The following is a 16481-nucleotide window of genomic DNA, read 5'->3' as shown; positions in this document are numbered from 1 at the left end:
GGCTTCGTCGAAACGGTACACACACTTCAAACCTCCGGGCGTCGCCCGGGCGCTCTGCGTCCCTTCCATCCCTTCAGCGAGCAATCGCGTGAAGCGGGAAAGTCATGCGCCTACAGCGACAACCCATACAGCCGACGATCGCGGCGTTCGCCATCGCGATGCACCGAGCCCTTCAGATAGCCCTCGGGCTTGAAGCCCAGCTTCTCCAGCAGCTTCTCGCCATGGTCGCCGATGTGAACGCTGGCCACCAGGCTCTTGAGGCCATCGCTGGCGACATGGGCGAGCAGGGCGGTGACCGCCTCGTAGCCGAAGCCTCGGCCCCAGTTGTCGCGGGCGATCACGAAGCGGATCTCGGCCCGGCCGTGGCGACGGTCGAAGTCGATGAACTCGCAATAGCCGAGAAACAGGCCGCTGTTGGTATGGCGGATCGCCCAATAGGCGGCCTCGCCGTCGGCCATCTGCTCGACCTGATAGGCGACGCGCCGCGCGACCTCGTCGGGATCCTCGATCGGCTCCTGGTCGAGGTTGGACATCACCTCGGCGTCGCTGAGAAACGGATAGACCCGCGGGGCGTCTTCGACCGTCAGGGGCGAGAGGGTCAGGCGGGCGGTCTCGAGAATCATGCGGTCCAATATCTGGGGCTGGAAGGCTTATGGAAACGGGACTTAGGGACTTGCGTCGCGACACGCGCTTCCCAGCTATGGCGCGGAGGCGTCTCTAGTGGTAGAGGGGCCGCTTCGTTTTTCGCGCGACCTTTTGACCGCGCCCGGATCGAGAACACATTCGTCATGCTCATCGGCGTCCTGCTGGCCATCAACATCGTCGTCTGCCTCGGCCTGATCGGGGTGGTCCTGCTGCAACGCTCCGAAGGCGGCGCGCTGGGCATGGGCGGCGGTTCGTCCAGCTTCATGACCGCCCGCGGGGCCGGCGACCTCTTGACCCGCATCACCTGGATCCTGTTCTCGATCTTCCTGCTGATCAGCCTGGCGCTGACGATCCTGACGGGTCGTCTGAACAGCGGCGGTTCGGTCGTCGATCGTCTGGACATGCAGAAGCTGGACTCCAAGACCCTGAACGCCGCGCCCGTCGCTCCGGCTCCGGCCGACGTCGCGCCGTCGACCGCCGCGCCCGCGCCGATCCAGGCCCCGACGCCGCAACTGAACGCCCCGGCGCCGGCCGCCGCGCAGCCCTCGCTGCTGGCCCCCGCGCCCCAGGCCGCTCCGGCCAAGAAGGCGGCGGCGCCCGCGGCCAAGAAGCCGGCCGAGGCCGCCACGCCCGCGGTGGCCGCGCCGCCGGCCGAGCAGCCCAAACCCTAAGCCGCTTCCTTCGGAAGCTTTTCGTCCGACCCCCGAGGGCAACCCGGGGGTCGAAATTTGTTGATGAACGCAGGTCTTTTCACCGGCGTCGTCGAATCACGAGTAATCTGATCGCCCATGACGCGGTACATCTTCATCACCGGCGGCGTGGTTTCCTCGCTTGGCAAAGGTCTGGCCTCGGCGGCGCTCGGCGCGCTGCTGCAAGCGCGCGGCTACACGGTCCGTCTTCGGAAGCTCGACCCCTATCTGAACGTCGATCCGGGCACGATGAGCCCGTATCAGCACGGCGAGGTCTTCGTGACCGACGACGGGGCCGAGACCGACCTGGATCTGGGGCACTACGAGCGCTTCACCGGCGTGTCGGCCAACAAGGCCGATAACATCACCACCGGCCAGATCTACAAGACGATCATCGAGAAGGAGCGCCGCGGCGACTATCTGGGCGCGACCGTCCAGGTCATTCCGCACGTCACCAACGAGATCAAGGACTTCGTCCTGTCGCCGGCCATGGACGAGAGCGGCCAGAAGGCCGTCGACTTCGTGCTGGTCGAGATCGGCGGCACGGTCGGCGACATCGAGGGCCTGCCGTTCTTCGAGGCCATCCGCCAGCTGCGCCAGGACCTGCCGCGCGGCCAGAGCTGCTACGTGCACCTGACCCTGCTGCCGTTCATCAAGACGGCCGGCGAGATGAAGACCAAGCCGACCCAGCACTCGGTCAAGGAGCTGCGCTCGATCGGCATCCAGCCGGACATCCTGCTGTGCCGCTGCGAGCAGGAGATCCCGCCCGAGGAAAAGCGCAAGATCGCCCAGTTCTGCAACGTGCGGCCCAGCGCGGTCATCCAGGCGATGGATAGCTCGTCCATCTACGCCGTGCCGATCGACTATCACGAGCAGGGCCTGGACGCCGAAGTCCTGGACGTCTTCGGCATCCACGACGCCCCGGCGCCGAACCTGTCGCGCTGGAAGGAGATCGACGACACCGTCCAGCACCCCGACGGCGAGGTCACCATCGCCGTGGTCGGCAAGTACACGGTGCTGAAGGACGCCTATAAGTCGCTGATCGAGGCCCTGCACCACGGGGGGCTGGCCAACAAGGTCAAGGTCAACCTCGACTGGGTCGAGAGCGAAACCTTCGAAGGCGACGAGGGCGCGGCCGCGGCCCGTTTGGAGAACGCCCACGCCATCATGGTGCCCGGCGGCTTCGGCGAGAGGGGCGCGGAGGGCAAGATCCGCGCGGCCCAGTTCGCCCGCGAACGCAAGGTGCCGTACTTCGGCATCTGCTTTGGCATGCAGATGGCCGTGATCGAGACCCTGCGCAACGTCGCGGGCGTCAAGGACGCCAGCTCCAGCGAATTCGGCCCGACCGAGCGTCCGGTGGTCGGCATCATGACCGAGTGGATCAAGGGTAACGAGACGGTCCAGCGCCGCGCCAACGACGATCTGGGCGGCACCATGCGCCTGGGCGCCTATGACGCCGTCCTGACGCCGGGTTCGAAGGTCGCCGAGATCTATGGCGCCACCGAGATCAGCGAGCGCCACCGTCACCGCTACGAGGTCAATATCGGCTACGTACACCTGATGGAGGACGCGGGCCTGAAGCTGACCGGCCGCTCGCCCAATGGCGTGCTGCCGGAGATCGTCGAGCGGGACGACCATCCGTGGTTCATCGGGGTGCAATATCACCCCGAACTGAAGAGCCGCCCGTTCGCGCCGCACCCGCTTTTCGCCAGCTTCATCGCCGCCGCGAAGGAGCACGGACGCCTCGTCTGATCACGAGGTTGCATCTTCCTACAGATTCGGGCATAAGCCCCCGCTCACGCGGCGGCCTGGGTCGAACCCTAGTCGCCGCTTCCGATTTTCACGCTCAGCGAGCAGAGTCACTTCGATGGCCGTTCCTAAAAGAAAAACTTCGCCTTCTCGCCGGAACATGCGCCGGTCGCACCACGCCCTGGGCGCTAACTCGTTCATCGAGGACAAGGACACCGGCGAGCTGCGCCGTCCGCACCATGTCGATCTGAAGACCGGCATGTACAACGGCAAGCAGATCCTGACGCCGAAGGAAGACTAAGGTCTCCGTTTCGTCTCTGACGGCTTGAAAGCGCCGCCCGGCTCAGCTGGGCGGCGTTTTTCGTCATGTTCGCGTCAAAAGGGTGCTAGCCTCCGTATCGGGAGGAACGCCCATGCTCACGCGCCGGACCATAACGGCGGGACTGGGTCTGTCGATCGCCGCGCCCCCCGCGCTGGCGAGCGCCATCACGCCGGTTTCGTTGCCGCAAATCCAGCCCCCGACGGCGCCGCCGTCAGATCCGCCGCTGCTGGTGCTCGACGCGGGTCTCGACCAGGACGCCCGCCTGACCGTCGATGTCGCGATCAATGGCCAAGGGCCCTTCCAATTCGTGGTCGACACGGGGGCTGACCGCACCGTCCTGACGCCCGGCGTCGTCCAGCGCCTGGCCCTCGCGCCAGGGCCCCAGATCATCGTCCATGGCGTCTCGGGCGCGATCACCACGACGACGGCTCGCATCGGCAATCTCCGGGCCGGAGACGCCAAGCTCAGCAACGTGGACCTGCCGGTGCTGCCCTACGACCGCGTCGGCGCGGACGGACTTCTGGGAGTCGATATCCTGGAAGGCCGCAACATCGTCATGGACTTCCCCAAGAGGCGCCTGGAGATCCGGCGCACTCAGAGCAAGTCCGAAATCATACGCTTCTCGAACGAGGTTTCGGTGATGGCGGATGAGCGGTTCGGGCGCCTCACCCTGGCGGACTCCCGGATCGGCGGCGTCCGCTCCCTGGCCTTCATCGACTCCGGCGGCGGGGTCAGCATCGGCAACATGGCCCTGGCCCGCGCCATCGCCGCGCGACGCCGCCGCACGCCGGATTTCGTCCGGCCGGCGCGCCTGCTGACCGCCGGCGGCGAGATGCAGCTGGGCGAGTTCCGCCTGGTGCCGACGATGCTGATGGGCGATCTGCGCATCGCCAACGTGCCGATGGCGTTCGCCGATCTGCACATCTTCGACCTCTGGTCGCTGAACAACAGGCCGGCCGCCCTGATCGGCGTCGACATCCTGCGCCTTTTCGCGCGGGTCGAGCTGGATTTTGGGGCAGGGCGCGTGCTGTTCCGGCTGGGGGACGGCGGCGTCGCGCCCCGGACCTGGAACGCCTGACTACTGCGAACGCCCCCGCGCCATCACCTGGCGGCGACGGGCCTCGACCTTCTCCGGCGTGACCTCGCGGTTGTGCGCGCTCGAACGCTCGTGCTCAAGCGCCAGGCCCTCGCCGAACGAGCGCGCATAGCCGTCATCGATCAGGCCCTTGTAGAAGGCCAGGGTCTCGACGGGGATCGAGGCCATGTCCTCGGCCAGCTTCAGGGCCGTTGGCAGAAGGTCCTCGGGCGCGGTGACGCGATTGACCAGCCCCCAGTCCGCCGCGGTCCGGGCGTCCAGGAAGTTGCCGCTCAGCGACAATTCCTTGGCGCGATAGGGCCCGATCAGCCGCGACAGTTTCTGCGAAAGCCCCCACCCGGGCATGATGCCGACGCGGGCGTGCGTATCGGCGAAGCGGGCGTTATCCGAGGCGATCAGGACGTCGCAGGCCAGGGCGAGCTCGAAGCCTCCAGTGATCGCCACGCCATTGATCGCGCCGATCACCGGCTTGCGGCATCGCTCGACGGCTCGGACGGGGTTGGAGCGCGCGTCCTGGTCGTTGGCCGCGCCCATCGCCGAGGCGTCGCCGCCCAGCTCCTTGAGATCGAGGCCCGCCGTGAAGGCGCGCTCCCCAGCGCCGGTCAGGATCACCACGCTGACGTCTGGATCGGCGTCCAGCGCCACCATGGCCTCGTAGAGCGCCAGCCTGAGCGCCTTCGATAACGCGTTCATCGCCTCCGGCCGGTTGAGGGTGACGACCGCGATCGGGCCGCGGCGTTCGACGTCCAGCATGGGGTCCTCCCTGGAATAAGCGATGATCGCGCGGCCTCCGGAAGGGAAGTCAAGTTGCGCCCGAAGCGCTTGGCGGCTAAGCCTCCCGCGCCTTTGGCCTTGAGGAGCAGTCCATGACCGAGATCGTCGACATCATCGCCCGTGAAATTCTCGACAGCCGGGGCAACCCGACGGTCGAAGTCGATGTGGTCCTGGAGGACGGCGCCTTTGGTCGCGCAGCGGTGCCGTCGGGCGCCTCGACCGGCGCTCACGAAGCCAACGAAAAGCGTGACGGCGACAAGGCTCGCTATCTGGGCAAGGGCGTCCAGCAGGCCGTCGACGCCGTCAACGGCGAGATCTTCGACGCGCTGTCGGGCGTCGACGCCGAGGACCAGCGCCGCCTCGACAACCTGCTGATCGAGCTGGACGGCACCCCCAACAAGGCTCGCCTGGGCGCTAACGCCATCCTGGGCGTCTCGCTGGCCGCCGCTAAGGCCGCCGCGGAGTCGGCCGGCCTGCCGCTCTACAAGTACGTTGGCGGCGTGAACGCCCGCGTGCTGCCGACCCCGATGATGAACATCATCAACGGCGGGGCCCACGCCGACAACCCGATCGACATTCAGGAGTTCATGATCCTGCCGACCGGCGCCAAGGACTTCCGCGAGGGCCTGCGCATGGGCGCGGAGATCTTCCACGCCCTTAAGAAGGCCCTGAAGGACGCCGGCCACAACACCAACGTCGGCGACGAGGGCGGCTTCGCCCCGAACCTGGCGTCGGCGGAAGCTGCGCTCGACTTCATCGTCAAGGCTGGCGAGAAGGCCGGCTACAAGGCCGGCGACGACTTCGTCCTGGGCCTGGACGTCGCCTCGACCGAGTTCTTCAAGAACGGCAAGTACGAGCTGGAAGGCGAGGGCAAGTCGCTGGATCCGGCCGCGATGGTCGACTACCTGGCCGGCCTCGTGTCCAAGTTCCCGATCCTCACCATCGAGGACGGCATGGCCGAGGACGATTTCGACGGCTGGAAGCTGCTGACCGACACCCTGGGTAAGAAGGTTCAGCTGGTCGGCGACGACCTGTTCGTCACCAACCCCAAGCGTCTGCAGATGGGTCTCGACAAGGGTCTGGCCAATTCGATCCTGGTGAAGGTCAACCAGATCGGCACGCTGTCCGAGACCATCGACGCCGTCGAACTGGCCCACCGCCACGGCTACACCAGCGTCATGAGCCACCGTTCGGGCGAAACCGAGGACAGCACGATCGCCGACCTGGCCGTCGCCCTGAACTGCGGTCAGATCAAGACCGGCTCGCTGGCTCGTTCGGACCGGACGGCCAAGTACAACCAGCTGCTGCGCATCGAGGAGATGCTGGATGACCAGGGCGTCTATGCCGGTCGCGCGGCGCTGAAGGGCCGCTAAAGCCCTATATCGTTGGGTCTAGAGGGCGCGACTTCGCAAAGGTCGCGCCCTCTTTGCCTTCTGGGCGGCGGCTTTAGGCGCGAGGCGCGGCGGCGGCGATTCCATTCGGGGACGCGTTTTGATCGCCTTTGCCCGCGATTCAGCAATGGCTAACCCACAAATTTTCTAAAAGGGTGCGATTGGTTTCACGAGAGACCATCTTTCCGTCCTTCGCTACCGCGAAATAGCTTCGGCGGCGCGGCATCTAGATGCGGTTGAAACCATCTCAGGTGAAAGCATCGGACGTGGCCGCTTCCCCCGAACGGCCGGCGTTCGCAACACCCAGATTTAGAAGGCGTTAAGCAGGGTCGGCGATCCTGCGAATCCCTCTTTGGGACGCTCAGATGTTCGCCCGACTGCAACCTTTCCTGCCGACCGCGGCGATCTTCTTCCTGATTTTCTACTTCGCCTTTCACGCTCTGACGGGTGATCGAGGCCTGCTATCCATTTCGCAGCGCAACGCGGACCTCGCAGCAAAAACGAAGGAACTCAGGAAGATACGCGCGGAGAGGATGGACCTGGAGGCTCGTGCTCGTCTATTACGCAGCGGCAGTCTGTCGGCCGACCTGCTGGAAGAGCGCGCGCGCTCGCTCCTGGGATATGCCGACCCGAGGGACTATGTGATCCGGGTCAAGCGTCCGAGCTGACCGGTCCCATAAGCTTTTTGGAATCGATTGCCGGCCGCGCGGAGCTATTTGGCTCTGAACGGCTTGATGGTGCACTAGGGCGTTTCCTTCGCGGAACCGACGACTTTTTCGGCGGGAAATGCTCTCAGGACGAAGGCCGCGATGAAGATTGGCCAGGGAGATTTGAATGGCGCGTACGCGCAAGGCTGAGGCCTCAGAGGGGAAGGCGGCCGACACCGGTGTCAACGCCTTCGTCGGAAAAGACGAACTCCTGAAATTCTATCAGGACATGCTGCTGATCCGCCGCTTCGAGGAGCGGGCTGGCCAGCTGTACGGCATGGGCCTGATCGGCGGCTTCTGCCACCTGTACATTGGTCAGGAAGCCATCGCGGTCGGCATGCAGTCGATTTCGCAGAAGGGCGACCAGATCATCACCGGCTATCGCGACCACGGCCACATGCTGGCCGCGGGCATGGATCCGCGCGAGGTCATGGCCGAGCTGACCGGCCGGGCTGGCGGTTCGTCCAAGGGCAAGGGCGGCTCGATGCACATGTTCGACGTCGCGACCGGCTTCTACGGCGGTCACGGCATCGTCGGCGCCCAGGTCTCGCTCGGCACCGGCCTGGCGCTGGCCAACCATTACAAGGGTAACGGCAACGTCTCCTACGCCTATATGGGCGACGGCGCGGCCAACCAGGGCCAGGTCTACGAGAGCTTCAACATGGCCCAGCTGTGGAAGCTGCCGGTCGTGTACGTGATCGAGAACAACCAATACGCCATGGGCACCGCCGTCGAACGCGCGGCTTCCGAAACCGCGTTCCACAAGCGCGGCGTCTCGTTCCGCATCCCGGGCGAGGAAGTCGACGGCATGGACGTCGTCGCCGTTCGCGAAGCCGGCGCCCGCGCCACCGAGCACGCCCGCAGCGGCCAAGGTCCGTACATCCTCGAGATGAAGACCTATCGCTATCGCGGCCACTCGATGTCCGACCCGGCCAAGTATCGCACCAAGGAAGAGGTCGACGAGGTCAAGACGACCCGCGATCCGATCGACCACATCAAGGAACGCCTGGCTAAGGCCGGCGTGACCGAAGACGATCTGAAGGGCGTCGACGCGGAAGTGAAGCGCATCGTCGCCGAAGCCGCCGAGTTCGCCCGCACGAGCCCCGAGCCGGATCCCTCGGAACTGTACACTGACGTCTACCTGGAGGCCGCCGAGTGACGGACATCCTGATGCCCGCCCTTTCTCCCACCATGGAGGAAGGCACCCTGGCCAAGTGGCTGGTCAAGGAAGGCGACACCATCAAGGCCGGCGATGTCATCGCCGAGATCGAGACCGACAAGGCGACGATGGAAGTCGAAGCCGTCGACGAAGGCGTTGTGGAAGCCATCCTGGTCCCCGCCGGCAGCGAGAACGTCAAGGTCAACACGCTGATCGCGCGCCTGAAGGGCGAAGGCGAAGCCGCTTCGACTCCGGCCGCTCCGGCGCAAGCGACGGGCGAGCCGGAAAAGGCTCCGCCGCAAGTCGCCACCCCGACGCCGGCTGGTCCGATCTCGGCCGCGTCGACGTTCGCCGACCCGGAAATCCCGGCGGGTGCGCCGACGAAGAAGATCACGGTCCGCGACGCCCTGCGCGACGCCATGGCCGAGGAGATGCGCCGCGACGATCGCGTGTTCCTGATGGGCGAGGAAGTCGCTCAGTATCAGGGCGCCTACAAGGTCAGCCGCGACCTGCTGCAGGAGTTCGGCGACAAGCGCGTCATCGACACCCCGATCACCGAGCACGGCTTCGCCGGCATGGGCGTCGGCGCGGCGATGGCCGGCCTCAAGCCGATCGTCGAGTTCATGACCTGGAACTTCGCCATGCAGGCGATCGACCAGATCATCAATTCGGCCGCCAAGACGCTCTACATGTCGGGCGGCCAGATCAAGTCGTCGATCGTGTTCCGCGGTCCGAACGGCGCAGCCTCGCGCGTGGCGGCCCAGCACAGCCAGGACTACGCCGCTTGGTACGGTAACGTCCCGGGCCTGAAGGTCATCGCGCCATACGACGCCGCCGACGCCAAAGGCCTGCTGAAGGCCGCGATCCGCGATCCGAACCCCGTTGTCTTCCTCGAGCACGAGATGATGTACGGCCACGAGTTCGACATCCCGGACGTCGAGGATTGGGTCGTGCCGATCGGCAAGGCCAAGGTCCGTCGCGAAGGCTCGGACGTGACGCTGGTGGCCTACAGCCGCATGGTCGGCTTCGCTCTGAAGGCGGCCGAGGAACTGGAGAAGGAAGGCATCCAGGCGGAGGTCGTTGACCTGCGCACGATCCGTCCGATGGATCACGCGACCATCCTGGAAAGCGTCAAGAAGACCAACCGCCTGGTCACGGTCGAGGAAGGCTGGGGGCCGATGGGCGTCGGCGCCGAGATCGTCGCCCGCATCACCGAGCACGGCTTCGACTACCTGGACGCCCCGCCGCTGCGGGTCCACCAGGAAGACGTTCCGCTGCCCTACGCGGCGAACCTGGAAGCCCTGTCGCTGCCTTCGGTCGAGAAGATCGTGAAGGCCGCGAAGGCGGTCAGCTACCGCTAAGACCGGCGCGGCCCCCGCCCTCGATGGGCGGGGGCCGCATCGTCTTGGCCAACGAATTCATCCCGCCGCGAGGCGGGGTATCGCGGACGACGGCCCGGCTGTACGTCCCGAACGCTTGAGGAAGAAGCTCAATGTCGATCGACATCCTGATGCCCGCCCTGTCGCCCACCATGGAGGAGGGAACCCTCGCCAAGTGGCACGTCAAGGTCGGTGACACCGTCAAGGCCGGCGACGTGATCGCCGAGATCGAAACCGACAAGGCGACCATGGAAGTCGAGGCCGTCGACGAAGGCGTCGTCGAGGCTATCCTGGTCGACGCCGGCACCGAGAACGTCAAGGTCAACGCCCTGATCGCCAAGCTGGCGGGCGAGGGCGAGAGCCCGGCTCCGGCCCCGAAGGCCGAGGCCCCCAAGGCCGCTGAAGCGCCGAAGGCCGCCGCTCCCGCCGCCGCTCCGGCTCCCGCCGCGCCCGCGCCAGCCGCTCCGGTGGCCGCCGACGGCTCGCGGGTCTTCGCCTCGCCGCTGGCGCGTCGCCTGGCGTCGGCCGCTGGTCTCGACCTGAAGAGCATCAAGGGCACCGGTCCGCATGGCCGTGTCATCAAGTCGGACGTCGAAGCCGCCAAGTCGGGCGCGCCCACCGCCAAGGCCGCTCCGGCCCCGACCAGCGCCGCTCCGGCCGCCGCCGAGCCCCGCAAGGCTCTGTCGCTGGAGCAGATGGGCATTCCGGCCGGCTCGTACGACCTCGTCCCGCTAGACGGCATGCGCAAGACCATCGCGCGTCGCCTGACGGACAGCTTCCGCGACGTGCCGCACTTCCCGCTGCAGATCGATCTCGAGATCGACGCCCTGCTGGCGGCCCGCGCCAAGATCAACGGCCTGCTCGAAAAGCAGGGCGTGAAGGTCTCGGTCAACGACATCGTCATCAAGGCCGCCGCCGTGGCCCTGAAGCAGGTGCCGGAAGCCAACGCCAGCTACACGCCCGAAGGCATCGCCATGCACCACCACGCCGACATCGCCGTCGCCGTGGCGATCGATGGCGGCCTGATCACCCCGATCATTCGCAAGGCCGAAACCAAGGGCCTGGCCCAGATCTCGGCCGAGATGAAGGATCTGGCCCAGCGCGCCAAGGACAAGAAGCTGAAGCCCGAGGAATTCCAGGGCGGCACCTTCTCGATCTCGAACCTGGGCATGTTCGGCATCAAGGCGTTCGCCTCGATCATCAACGAGCCGCAAGGCGCGATCATGAGCGTCGGCGCGGGTGAGCAGCGTCCGGTCGTCAAGAACGGCGAGCTCAAGGTCGCCACGGTCATGACCGTGACCCTGACCTGCGATCACCGCGTGGTCGACGGCGCGGTCGGCGCCAAGTTCCTGGCGGCCTTCAAGCCGCTGATCGAAGAGCCGCTGACCCTGATCGTCTAAGCGGCGGGAGGACGAGATGTCCGTCTACGACTACTCGGCCAAGACGCTGGACGGCCAGGACGCGAGCCTGGCCGACTATCGCGGCCAGGTGCTGCTGATCGTCAACACGGCCAGCAAGTGCGGCTTCACTCCCCAGTACGAGGGGCTGGAGCAGCTGTGGCGGACCTACAAGGATCGTGGCTTCACGATCCTGGCCTTCCCCTGCAACCAGTTCGGCGCCCAGGAGCCGGGCGATGCGTCCGAGATCGCGAACTTCTGTTCGCTGACCTATGACGTGACGTTCCCCGTGATGTCGAAGATCGACGTCAACGGCGCCGACGCCCACCCGCTCTACAAGTTCCTGAAGAAGGAGCAGAAGGGCCTGCTGGGCACCGAGGCGATCAAGTGGAACTTCACCAAGTTCCTGATCGGCCGCGACGGCGAGGTAGTCGAGCGGTTCGCGCCCACCACCAAGCCTGAAGACCTTAAGGCGGCGATCGAAGCGCTGCTCTGATGTTTCCCCGGACTGGTCTTCGGACTGGTCGACCGTCGCGCCGCTCCCTCGGCCGGCGTCCAAGCTAGGGTTGAGAAGACTATGTCCACGGAATTCGATGTCGTCGTCATCGGCGCCGGTCCTGGCGGCTACGTGGCCGCGATCCGCGCCAGTCAGCTGGGCCTGAAGACGGCCATCATCGAGCGTGAGAACCTGGGCGGCATCTGCCTGAACTGGGGCTGCATCCCCACCAAGGCCCTGCTGAAGTCCGGCGAGGTCTACGAGCAGCTGTCGCACCTGGGCGGCTATGGCCTGTCGGTCGAGAAGGCGTCCTTCGACTTCACCAAGATCATCGAGCGCTCGCGCGGCGTCGCCAAGCAGATGTCGGGCGGCATCGCCTTCCTGATGAAGAAGCACAAGATCGAGGTGATCGAGGGCGAGGCCAAGCTCGAGAAGGGCGGCCCGGCGCCCAAGGTGGTCGTGGCGCTTAAGGCGGGCGGCAGCCGCACGGTCCAGGCCAAGAACGTGATCCTGGCCAGCGGCGCCCGCGCCCGCGAGATTCCGGCCATCGGCGCGGTCTCGGACGGCGACAAGATCTGGACCTACCGCGACGCCTTGGCGCCGAAGTCGATGCCGAAGTCGCTGGTCGTGATCGGCTCGGGCGCCATCGGCATCGAGTTCGCCAGCTTCTACCGCGCCCTCGGCGCCGAGGTGACCGTCGTCGAAGCGATCGACCGCATCATGCCGGTCGAGGACGAGGAGGTCTCCAAGGCCGCCCAGAAGGCGTTCGAGAAGCGCGGCATCAAGTTCCGCATCGGCGCCAAGGTCGGCAAGATCGAGAAGACCAAGGACGGCGTGGCCGTCACGGTCGAGGCCGGCGGCAAGATCGAGCAGCTGACCGCCGAGAAGTGCATCGTCGCTGTCGGCATCGCGCCGAACAATGAGGGCCTGGAAGCGCTGGGCGTCAGCCTGGATCGCGGCCACGTCGTCACCGACAAGCACTGCCGCACCAACGTCCCGGGCCTCTACGCCATCGGCGACATCGCCGGCGGTCCCTGGCTCGCCCACAAGGCCAGCCACGAAGGCATCCACGCCGCCGAGGCCATCGCCAACTACAAGACCCCGAACGTCCACTCGCCGATCCCAGGCTGCACCTACGCCAACCCGCAGGTCGCTTCGGTCGGCTACACCGAGGCCGGCGCCAAGGCGGCCGGCATCGAGGTCAAGGCGGGCCGCTTCCCGTTCCGCGTCAACGGCAAGGCCGTGGCCGCCGGCGAGGTCGAGGGTTTCGTGAAGACCGTATTCGACGCCAAGACCGGCGCCCTGATCGGTGCCCACATGATCGGCCACGAAGTCACCGAGATGATCCAAGGCTTCGTCACCGCCATCACCCTGGAAGCGACCGAGGAAGACCTGCACGGCATCGTTTACGCGCACCCGACCATGTCGGAAGCCATGCACGAAGCCGCCCTGGACGCCTACGGCCGAGTCCTGCACATCTAGGTCCGCTAGGGAGACTGGATGGCGCGCAAGGCAGCCGCGACGGGCGAGAAGCCGGCCAAGGCCAGGAAGGGGTCCAAGACGACCCTTTCCGAGGCCAATCTGGCCGACCTGGGTCCTGAGCGCCTGGCCGCCATCCTGCTCGACCTCTCCAGCGATAGCCACGTCAAGCGCGTGCTGCGTCTGGAGCTGTTCGCGGAGTCCAGCGCCGAAGGATTGGCGCAGGAAATCGCCAAACGCCTCGCGACGATCGGCAAGTCCTCGTCGCGCATCCACTGGCGCAAGCGGGCCGCGTTCGCCAAGGATCTCGATCTGCATCGCCGCATGATCGAGCGGCTGGCCGAGGACGAGCCGACCGTCGCGCTCGATCTGATGCTCGACCTCCTCGATCTGGCGACGCCCACACTTGATCGTCTCAGCCAGGCGGAAGGGCCTATCGGCGACGTCTTCTTGGCCGCCCGCGACGCCATCGGCGCGATCGCGGCCAAAGCGATGCCCGATCCCCTCGCGCTGGCGGAGCGTGTCGCGAAGCTTTTGCGCCGCGACGACTATGCTCAGTTTGGTCCGCTGGTGAACGCGGTGACACCGGCGCTTGGCGCCAGGGGGCAGGCGCGTCTGCGCGAGACGCTGGAGAAGATGCTCGCCGCGCGCTCGACCCGCTCGGCGCACCTTTTCGACGCCCAGGGCGCGATCTACAAGGACGCCTTGCGCCGGCTGGCCGACGCCAGCGGCGATGTCGACGCCTTCGAAGCGACCTTCTCGCCGGAGCTTCGCCGCACGCCGCTGGTCTCGGCGGAGATCGCCCGGCGGCTGCTGGCGGCGGGCAGGGCGGAGGACGCGTTGGCGACCCTCCAAGCTGGCGCGCCCGGCGAGCAGCGCGGACGCCACCAGAGCGCCGTCGAGGAGCGCGTCGCCTGGGAAGACGCGATGCTGGAGGCGCTGGAAGCCACCGGTCACCATGACGAGGCTCAGAAGCGGCGCTGGGCCGATTTCGAGGCGACGCTGTCGATCGCTCGTCTGCGCGCCTATCTGAAAGGCCTGCCGGACTTCGACGATGTCGAGGCCGAAGATCAGGCCAAGGCGGTCGCCAGGCGTTTCCCGCGTTTCGATACGGCGCTGGCTTTCCTGGTGTCCTGGCCCGACCTGCCGGCGGCGGCTCGGCTGGTGCTGTCGCGTTCGGGCGAGATCAACGGCTCGGACGACACCCTGATCGTCGAGGCCGCTCGTCGGCTGGAGGGAAGTCATCCCCTGGCCGCCACGCTGCTGCTACGGGCCTCGATCCAGTACGTCCTGACCTATGGAGTCGCCGCCCGATATGCCGAGGCCGCGCGTCAGTTGCTTGAGGCAGAGTCGCTCAGCGCGATGATCGGCGGCTATGGCGAGTATCCAGACCATGCCGCCTTCGTCACGGACCTGCGGGCGCTGCATAGTCGCAAACAGGGCTTCCGCGCCGAGCTGGAAGCCCTGGGCGCGACGTTCTAGGCGGCGCGGGTGTCCGTCTCGGCCATCCGCTGGATCGCGACGTAATCGGTCTTGCCGCTGCCCAGCACCGGCACCTCCGTCACCTTCAGGATCTTGCGCGGCACGGCCAGTTCCGGCGCGCCGATCGTCTGGGCGTGAGCCACCAGCGGCGCCACATCGGCGTCGTGGCGGTCGGTGACCAGGATCAGCTTCTCGCCCTTTTTCTTGTCGGGCAGGGAGATCACCGCGTGACGACCGTCGGGCCACACCGCCGAAGCCAGGTCCTCGGCCGCCGTCAGCGACACCATCTCGCCGCCAATCTTGGCGAAGCGCTTCACGCGGCCCTTGATGGTGATCCACTGGTCTTCGGTCATGGTGACGACGTCGCCGGTGTCGTGCCAGCCGCCCTCGGGCGGGTCGACGCCGCCGTCCTCGCGCAGATAGCCGGCCATGATGTTGGGCCCGCGCACGAAGAAGCGGCCGCCTTCCGCGATGCCTTCCACCGGTTCGATCCGGACGTCCTGGCCGGGCAGGAGGCCGCCGACTGTGCCGGGGCGATTGTCGGTCGGCTTGTTGACCGCGATGACCGGCGAGGCCTCGGTGGCGCCATAGCCTTCCAGCACCGGCACGCCGCCGAAGCGTTCCTTGATCAGGGCGTGGGTCTCGTCGCGCACCTTCTCGGCGCCGCAGACGATGAACTCCAGGCCCGAAAGCTCGTCGGTCTCCGAGGCGCGGGCGTACTGGTTCACGAAGGTGTCGGTCGCCAGCAGGATCGAGGCTTTGGAATCCTTGATCAGCGACGGAATCTGCTTGGTGTGCAAAGGCGAGGGGTACTGGAACGCCTTCATGCCCGTCAGGATCGGCAGGATCACCCCGCCCGTCAGGCCAAAACAGTGGAACACCGGCAGGGGGTTGAACATCACCCAGTTGGGGTTCAGCTCGATGTGCGCAGCCACCTGCATGGCGTTCTGGACCAGATTCTCCTGGGTCAGGACCACGCCGCGCGGGGCGCCGAAGCTGCCGGAGGTGAACAGCACGACGCCCTTGTCGGACGGCTTGGCCGGCGCGCGGAATCGGCGCGGGAAAAGGCCGGCCGCGGCGGCGAACAGCTTGTCGCCCAGACCGATCGTGGCGCGCACGTCTTCCAGATAGACGATCTCGGCCTGGACGCTGATCGCGTCGACGATGTCGTGCAGCTTGCCCAGCTCGACGAACTTGTGCGCGGTCAGGACATGCTTGATCCCGGCCAGCCGGCAGGCGGCCTTGATGTTTCGCAGGCCCGCCGTGAAGTTCAACATGGTCGGCACGCGGCCGAAGGCGTGCAGCGCGAAGAAGGTCACCACCGAACCCGCGCCGGACGGCAGTAGCACGCCCACGTTCTCGCCCGGCCGAGTCATGGCGGCGATCTTGCGGCCCAGCGCGAAGCTGGCGCGGATCAGGTCCGTATAGGTCAGCGGATTGCGATCCTGGTCCTCCAGGATCGGCTTCTTAGCGCCGTACTTGTCTCGGGCGTCGATCAGGGCGTCGAAGAGGGCCTTTTGGCCGTTTCGCGCGTCGTAAGCTACCGGCATCCCGCCGAAACCTCCCCGAAAAGCGAAGATCGCTTTCGTTCGTTAAACGCCGACTCTGCCGAGGAAGGTCTCGCTTTGCAAGAATGAGTCACAAAGCGTGAGCTTCAGCCTTTGTGGCGTAAGGGCTTGAGCAACCCCTCCGGTTTCATGGCGACCGCTTCGCGCC

Annotated in this window: 15 protein-coding genes; 12 read left to right on the top strand and 3 right to left on the bottom strand. The window is 66.5% G+C overall.

From position 1 onward, the window contains the following. Positions 1-110 precede the first annotated feature (110 nt). Positions 111-623 (bottom strand): GNAT family N-acetyltransferase, encoded by a 513-nt coding sequence (locus AX690_RS13705; protein ID WP_066686161.1) that lies wholly within the window; start codon positions 621-623, stop codon positions 111-113. Between the two features lie 165 nt (positions 624-788). Here AX690_RS13705 and secG point away from each other — a divergent pair, with 165 nt between their 5' ends. From secG to AX690_RS13685, 4 genes are all read left to right on the top strand, one after another. Continuing rightward, positions 789-1316, top strand: coding sequence for a preprotein translocase subunit SecG (gene secG, locus AX690_RS13700; RefSeq protein ID WP_066686160.1), 528 nt, complete (start codon positions 789-791; stop codon positions 1314-1316). A 117-nt stretch (positions 1317-1433) separates the two neighbouring features. Next, entirely contained in the window at positions 1434-3086 is a 1653-nt protein-coding gene (locus AX690_RS13695; protein ID WP_066686158.1) for a CTP synthase, read from the top strand. A gap of 115 nt (positions 3087-3201) precedes the next feature. After that, positions 3202-3384, top strand: a complete 183-nt coding sequence (rpmF, locus tag AX690_RS13690) for a 50S ribosomal protein L32 (RefSeq protein WP_010919589.1) — start codon at positions 3202-3204, stop codon at positions 3382-3384. 112 nt (positions 3385-3496) lie between these two features. Continuing rightward, positions 3497-4483: a retropepsin-like aspartic protease gene (locus AX690_RS13685; protein WP_066686156.1), complete on the top strand. Its 987-nt coding sequence runs from the start codon at positions 3497-3499 to the stop codon at positions 4481-4483. Here AX690_RS13685 and AX690_RS13680 read toward each other — a convergent pair whose 3' ends face one another. Continuing rightward, positions 4484-5254, bottom strand: coding sequence for an enoyl-CoA hydratase (locus tag AX690_RS13680; RefSeq protein ID WP_066686153.1), 771 nt, complete (start codon positions 5252-5254; stop codon positions 4484-4486). A 113-nt stretch (positions 5255-5367) separates the two neighbouring features. On the opposite strand from AX690_RS13680, the gene eno reads away from it, so the two are divergent. From eno to AX690_RS13640, 8 genes are all read left to right on the top strand, one after another. After that, positions 5368-6648, top strand: coding sequence for a phosphopyruvate hydratase (eno, locus tag AX690_RS13675; RefSeq protein WP_066686150.1), 1281 nt, complete (start codon positions 5368-5370; stop codon positions 6646-6648). Positions 6649-7031: 383 nt separating this feature from the next. Then, positions 7032-7334: a septum formation initiator family protein gene (locus AX690_RS13670; protein WP_047405705.1), complete on the top strand. Its 303-nt coding sequence runs from the start codon at positions 7032-7034 to the stop codon at positions 7332-7334. Positions 7335-7500: 166 nt separating this feature from the next. Beyond that, positions 7501-8532: a pyruvate dehydrogenase (acetyl-transferring) E1 component subunit alpha gene (gene pdhA / locus AX690_RS13665; RefSeq protein WP_066686149.1), complete on the top strand. Its 1032-nt coding sequence runs from the start codon at positions 7501-7503 to the stop codon at positions 8530-8532. Then, positions 8529-9893 (top strand): pyruvate dehydrogenase complex E1 component subunit beta, encoded by a 1365-nt coding sequence (locus AX690_RS13660; protein ID WP_066686148.1) that lies wholly within the window; start codon positions 8529-8531, stop codon positions 9891-9893. The genes pdhA and AX690_RS13660 overlap by 4 nt, the downstream gene beginning before the upstream one ends. Positions 9894-10024: 131 nt before the next feature. Then, positions 10025-11311 carry a pyruvate dehydrogenase complex dihydrolipoamide acetyltransferase gene (locus AX690_RS13655; RefSeq protein WP_066686147.1) on the top strand — a complete coding sequence of 429 codons (1287 nt, stop codon included), beginning with the start codon at positions 10025-10027 and terminating at the stop codon, positions 11309-11311. A 16-nt stretch (positions 11312-11327) separates the two neighbouring features. Then, complete coding sequence (locus AX690_RS13650; protein WP_066686146.1) at positions 11328-11804, top strand: glutathione peroxidase; 477 nt, start codon at positions 11328-11330, stop codon at positions 11802-11804. 81 nt (positions 11805-11885) lie between these two features. Then, positions 11886-13286, top strand: a complete 1401-nt coding sequence (lpdA, locus tag AX690_RS13645; protein WP_066686145.1) for a dihydrolipoyl dehydrogenase — start codon at positions 11886-11888, stop codon at positions 13284-13286. Positions 13287-13304: 18 nt separating this feature from the next. After that, positions 13305-14765, top strand: a complete 1461-nt coding sequence (locus AX690_RS13640) for a DUF6880 family protein (RefSeq protein ID WP_066686142.1) — start codon at positions 13305-13307, stop codon at positions 14763-14765. On the opposite strand, the gene AX690_RS13635 is transcribed toward AX690_RS13640, so the two are convergent. Further along, complete coding sequence (locus tag AX690_RS13635; protein WP_066686140.1) at positions 14762-16315, bottom strand: AMP-binding protein; 1554 nt, start codon at positions 16313-16315, stop codon at positions 14762-14764. The two genes, AX690_RS13640 and AX690_RS13635, sit on opposite strands and share 4 nt — an antisense overlap. Positions 16316-16481 lie beyond the last annotated feature (166 nt).

The sequence above is a fragment of the Caulobacter sp. CCH9-E1 genome (assembly GCF_001556515.1).
GTDB lineage: Bacteria > Pseudomonadota > Alphaproteobacteria > Caulobacterales > Caulobacteraceae > Caulobacter.
Note: the sequence above shows the minus strand (reverse complement) of the source record. Positions and strands in the feature narration are given on the sequence as shown.

Coding starts and splice junctions, on each gene's coding strand:
- AX690_RS13655 (WP_066686147.1), top strand. CDS start 10,025: ATGTCGATCGACATCCTGATGCCCGCCCTGTCGCCCACCATGGAGGAG.
- eno (WP_066686150.1), top strand. CDS start 5,368: ATGACCGAGATCGTCGACATCATCGCCCGTGAAATTCTCGACAGCCGG.
- AX690_RS13695 (WP_066686158.1), top strand. CDS start 1,434: ATGACGCGGTACATCTTCATCACCGGCGGCGTGGTTTCCTCGCTTGGC.
- pdhA (WP_066686149.1), top strand. CDS start 7,501: ATGGCGCGTACGCGCAAGGCTGAGGCCTCAGAGGGGAAGGCGGCCGAC.
- secG (WP_066686160.1), top strand. CDS start 789: ATGCTCATCGGCGTCCTGCTGGCCATCAACATCGTCGTCTGCCTCGGC.
- rpmF (WP_010919589.1), top strand. CDS start 3,202: ATGGCCGTTCCTAAAAGAAAAACTTCGCCTTCTCGCCGGAACATGCGC.
- AX690_RS13635 (WP_066686140.1), bottom strand. CDS start 16,315: ATGCCGGTAGCTTACGACGCGCGAAACGGCCAAAAGGCCCTCTTCGAC.
- AX690_RS13685 (WP_066686156.1), top strand. CDS start 3,497: ATGCTCACGCGCCGGACCATAACGGCGGGACTGGGTCTGTCGATCGCC.
- AX690_RS13705 (WP_066686161.1), bottom strand. CDS start 623: ATGATTCTCGAGACCGCCCGCCTGACCCTCTCGCCCCTGACGGTCGAA.
- AX690_RS13680 (WP_066686153.1), bottom strand. CDS start 5,254: ATGCTGGACGTCGAACGCCGCGGCCCGATCGCGGTCGTCACCCTCAAC.
- AX690_RS13640 (WP_066686142.1), top strand. CDS start 13,305: ATGGCGCGCAAGGCAGCCGCGACGGGCGAGAAGCCGGCCAAGGCCAGG.
- AX690_RS13650 (WP_066686146.1), top strand. CDS start 11,328: ATGTCCGTCTACGACTACTCGGCCAAGACGCTGGACGGCCAGGACGCG.
- lpdA (WP_066686145.1), top strand. CDS start 11,886: ATGTCCACGGAATTCGATGTCGTCGTCATCGGCGCCGGTCCTGGCGGC.
- AX690_RS13670 (WP_047405705.1), top strand. CDS start 7,032: ATGTTCGCCCGACTGCAACCTTTCCTGCCGACCGCGGCGATCTTCTTC.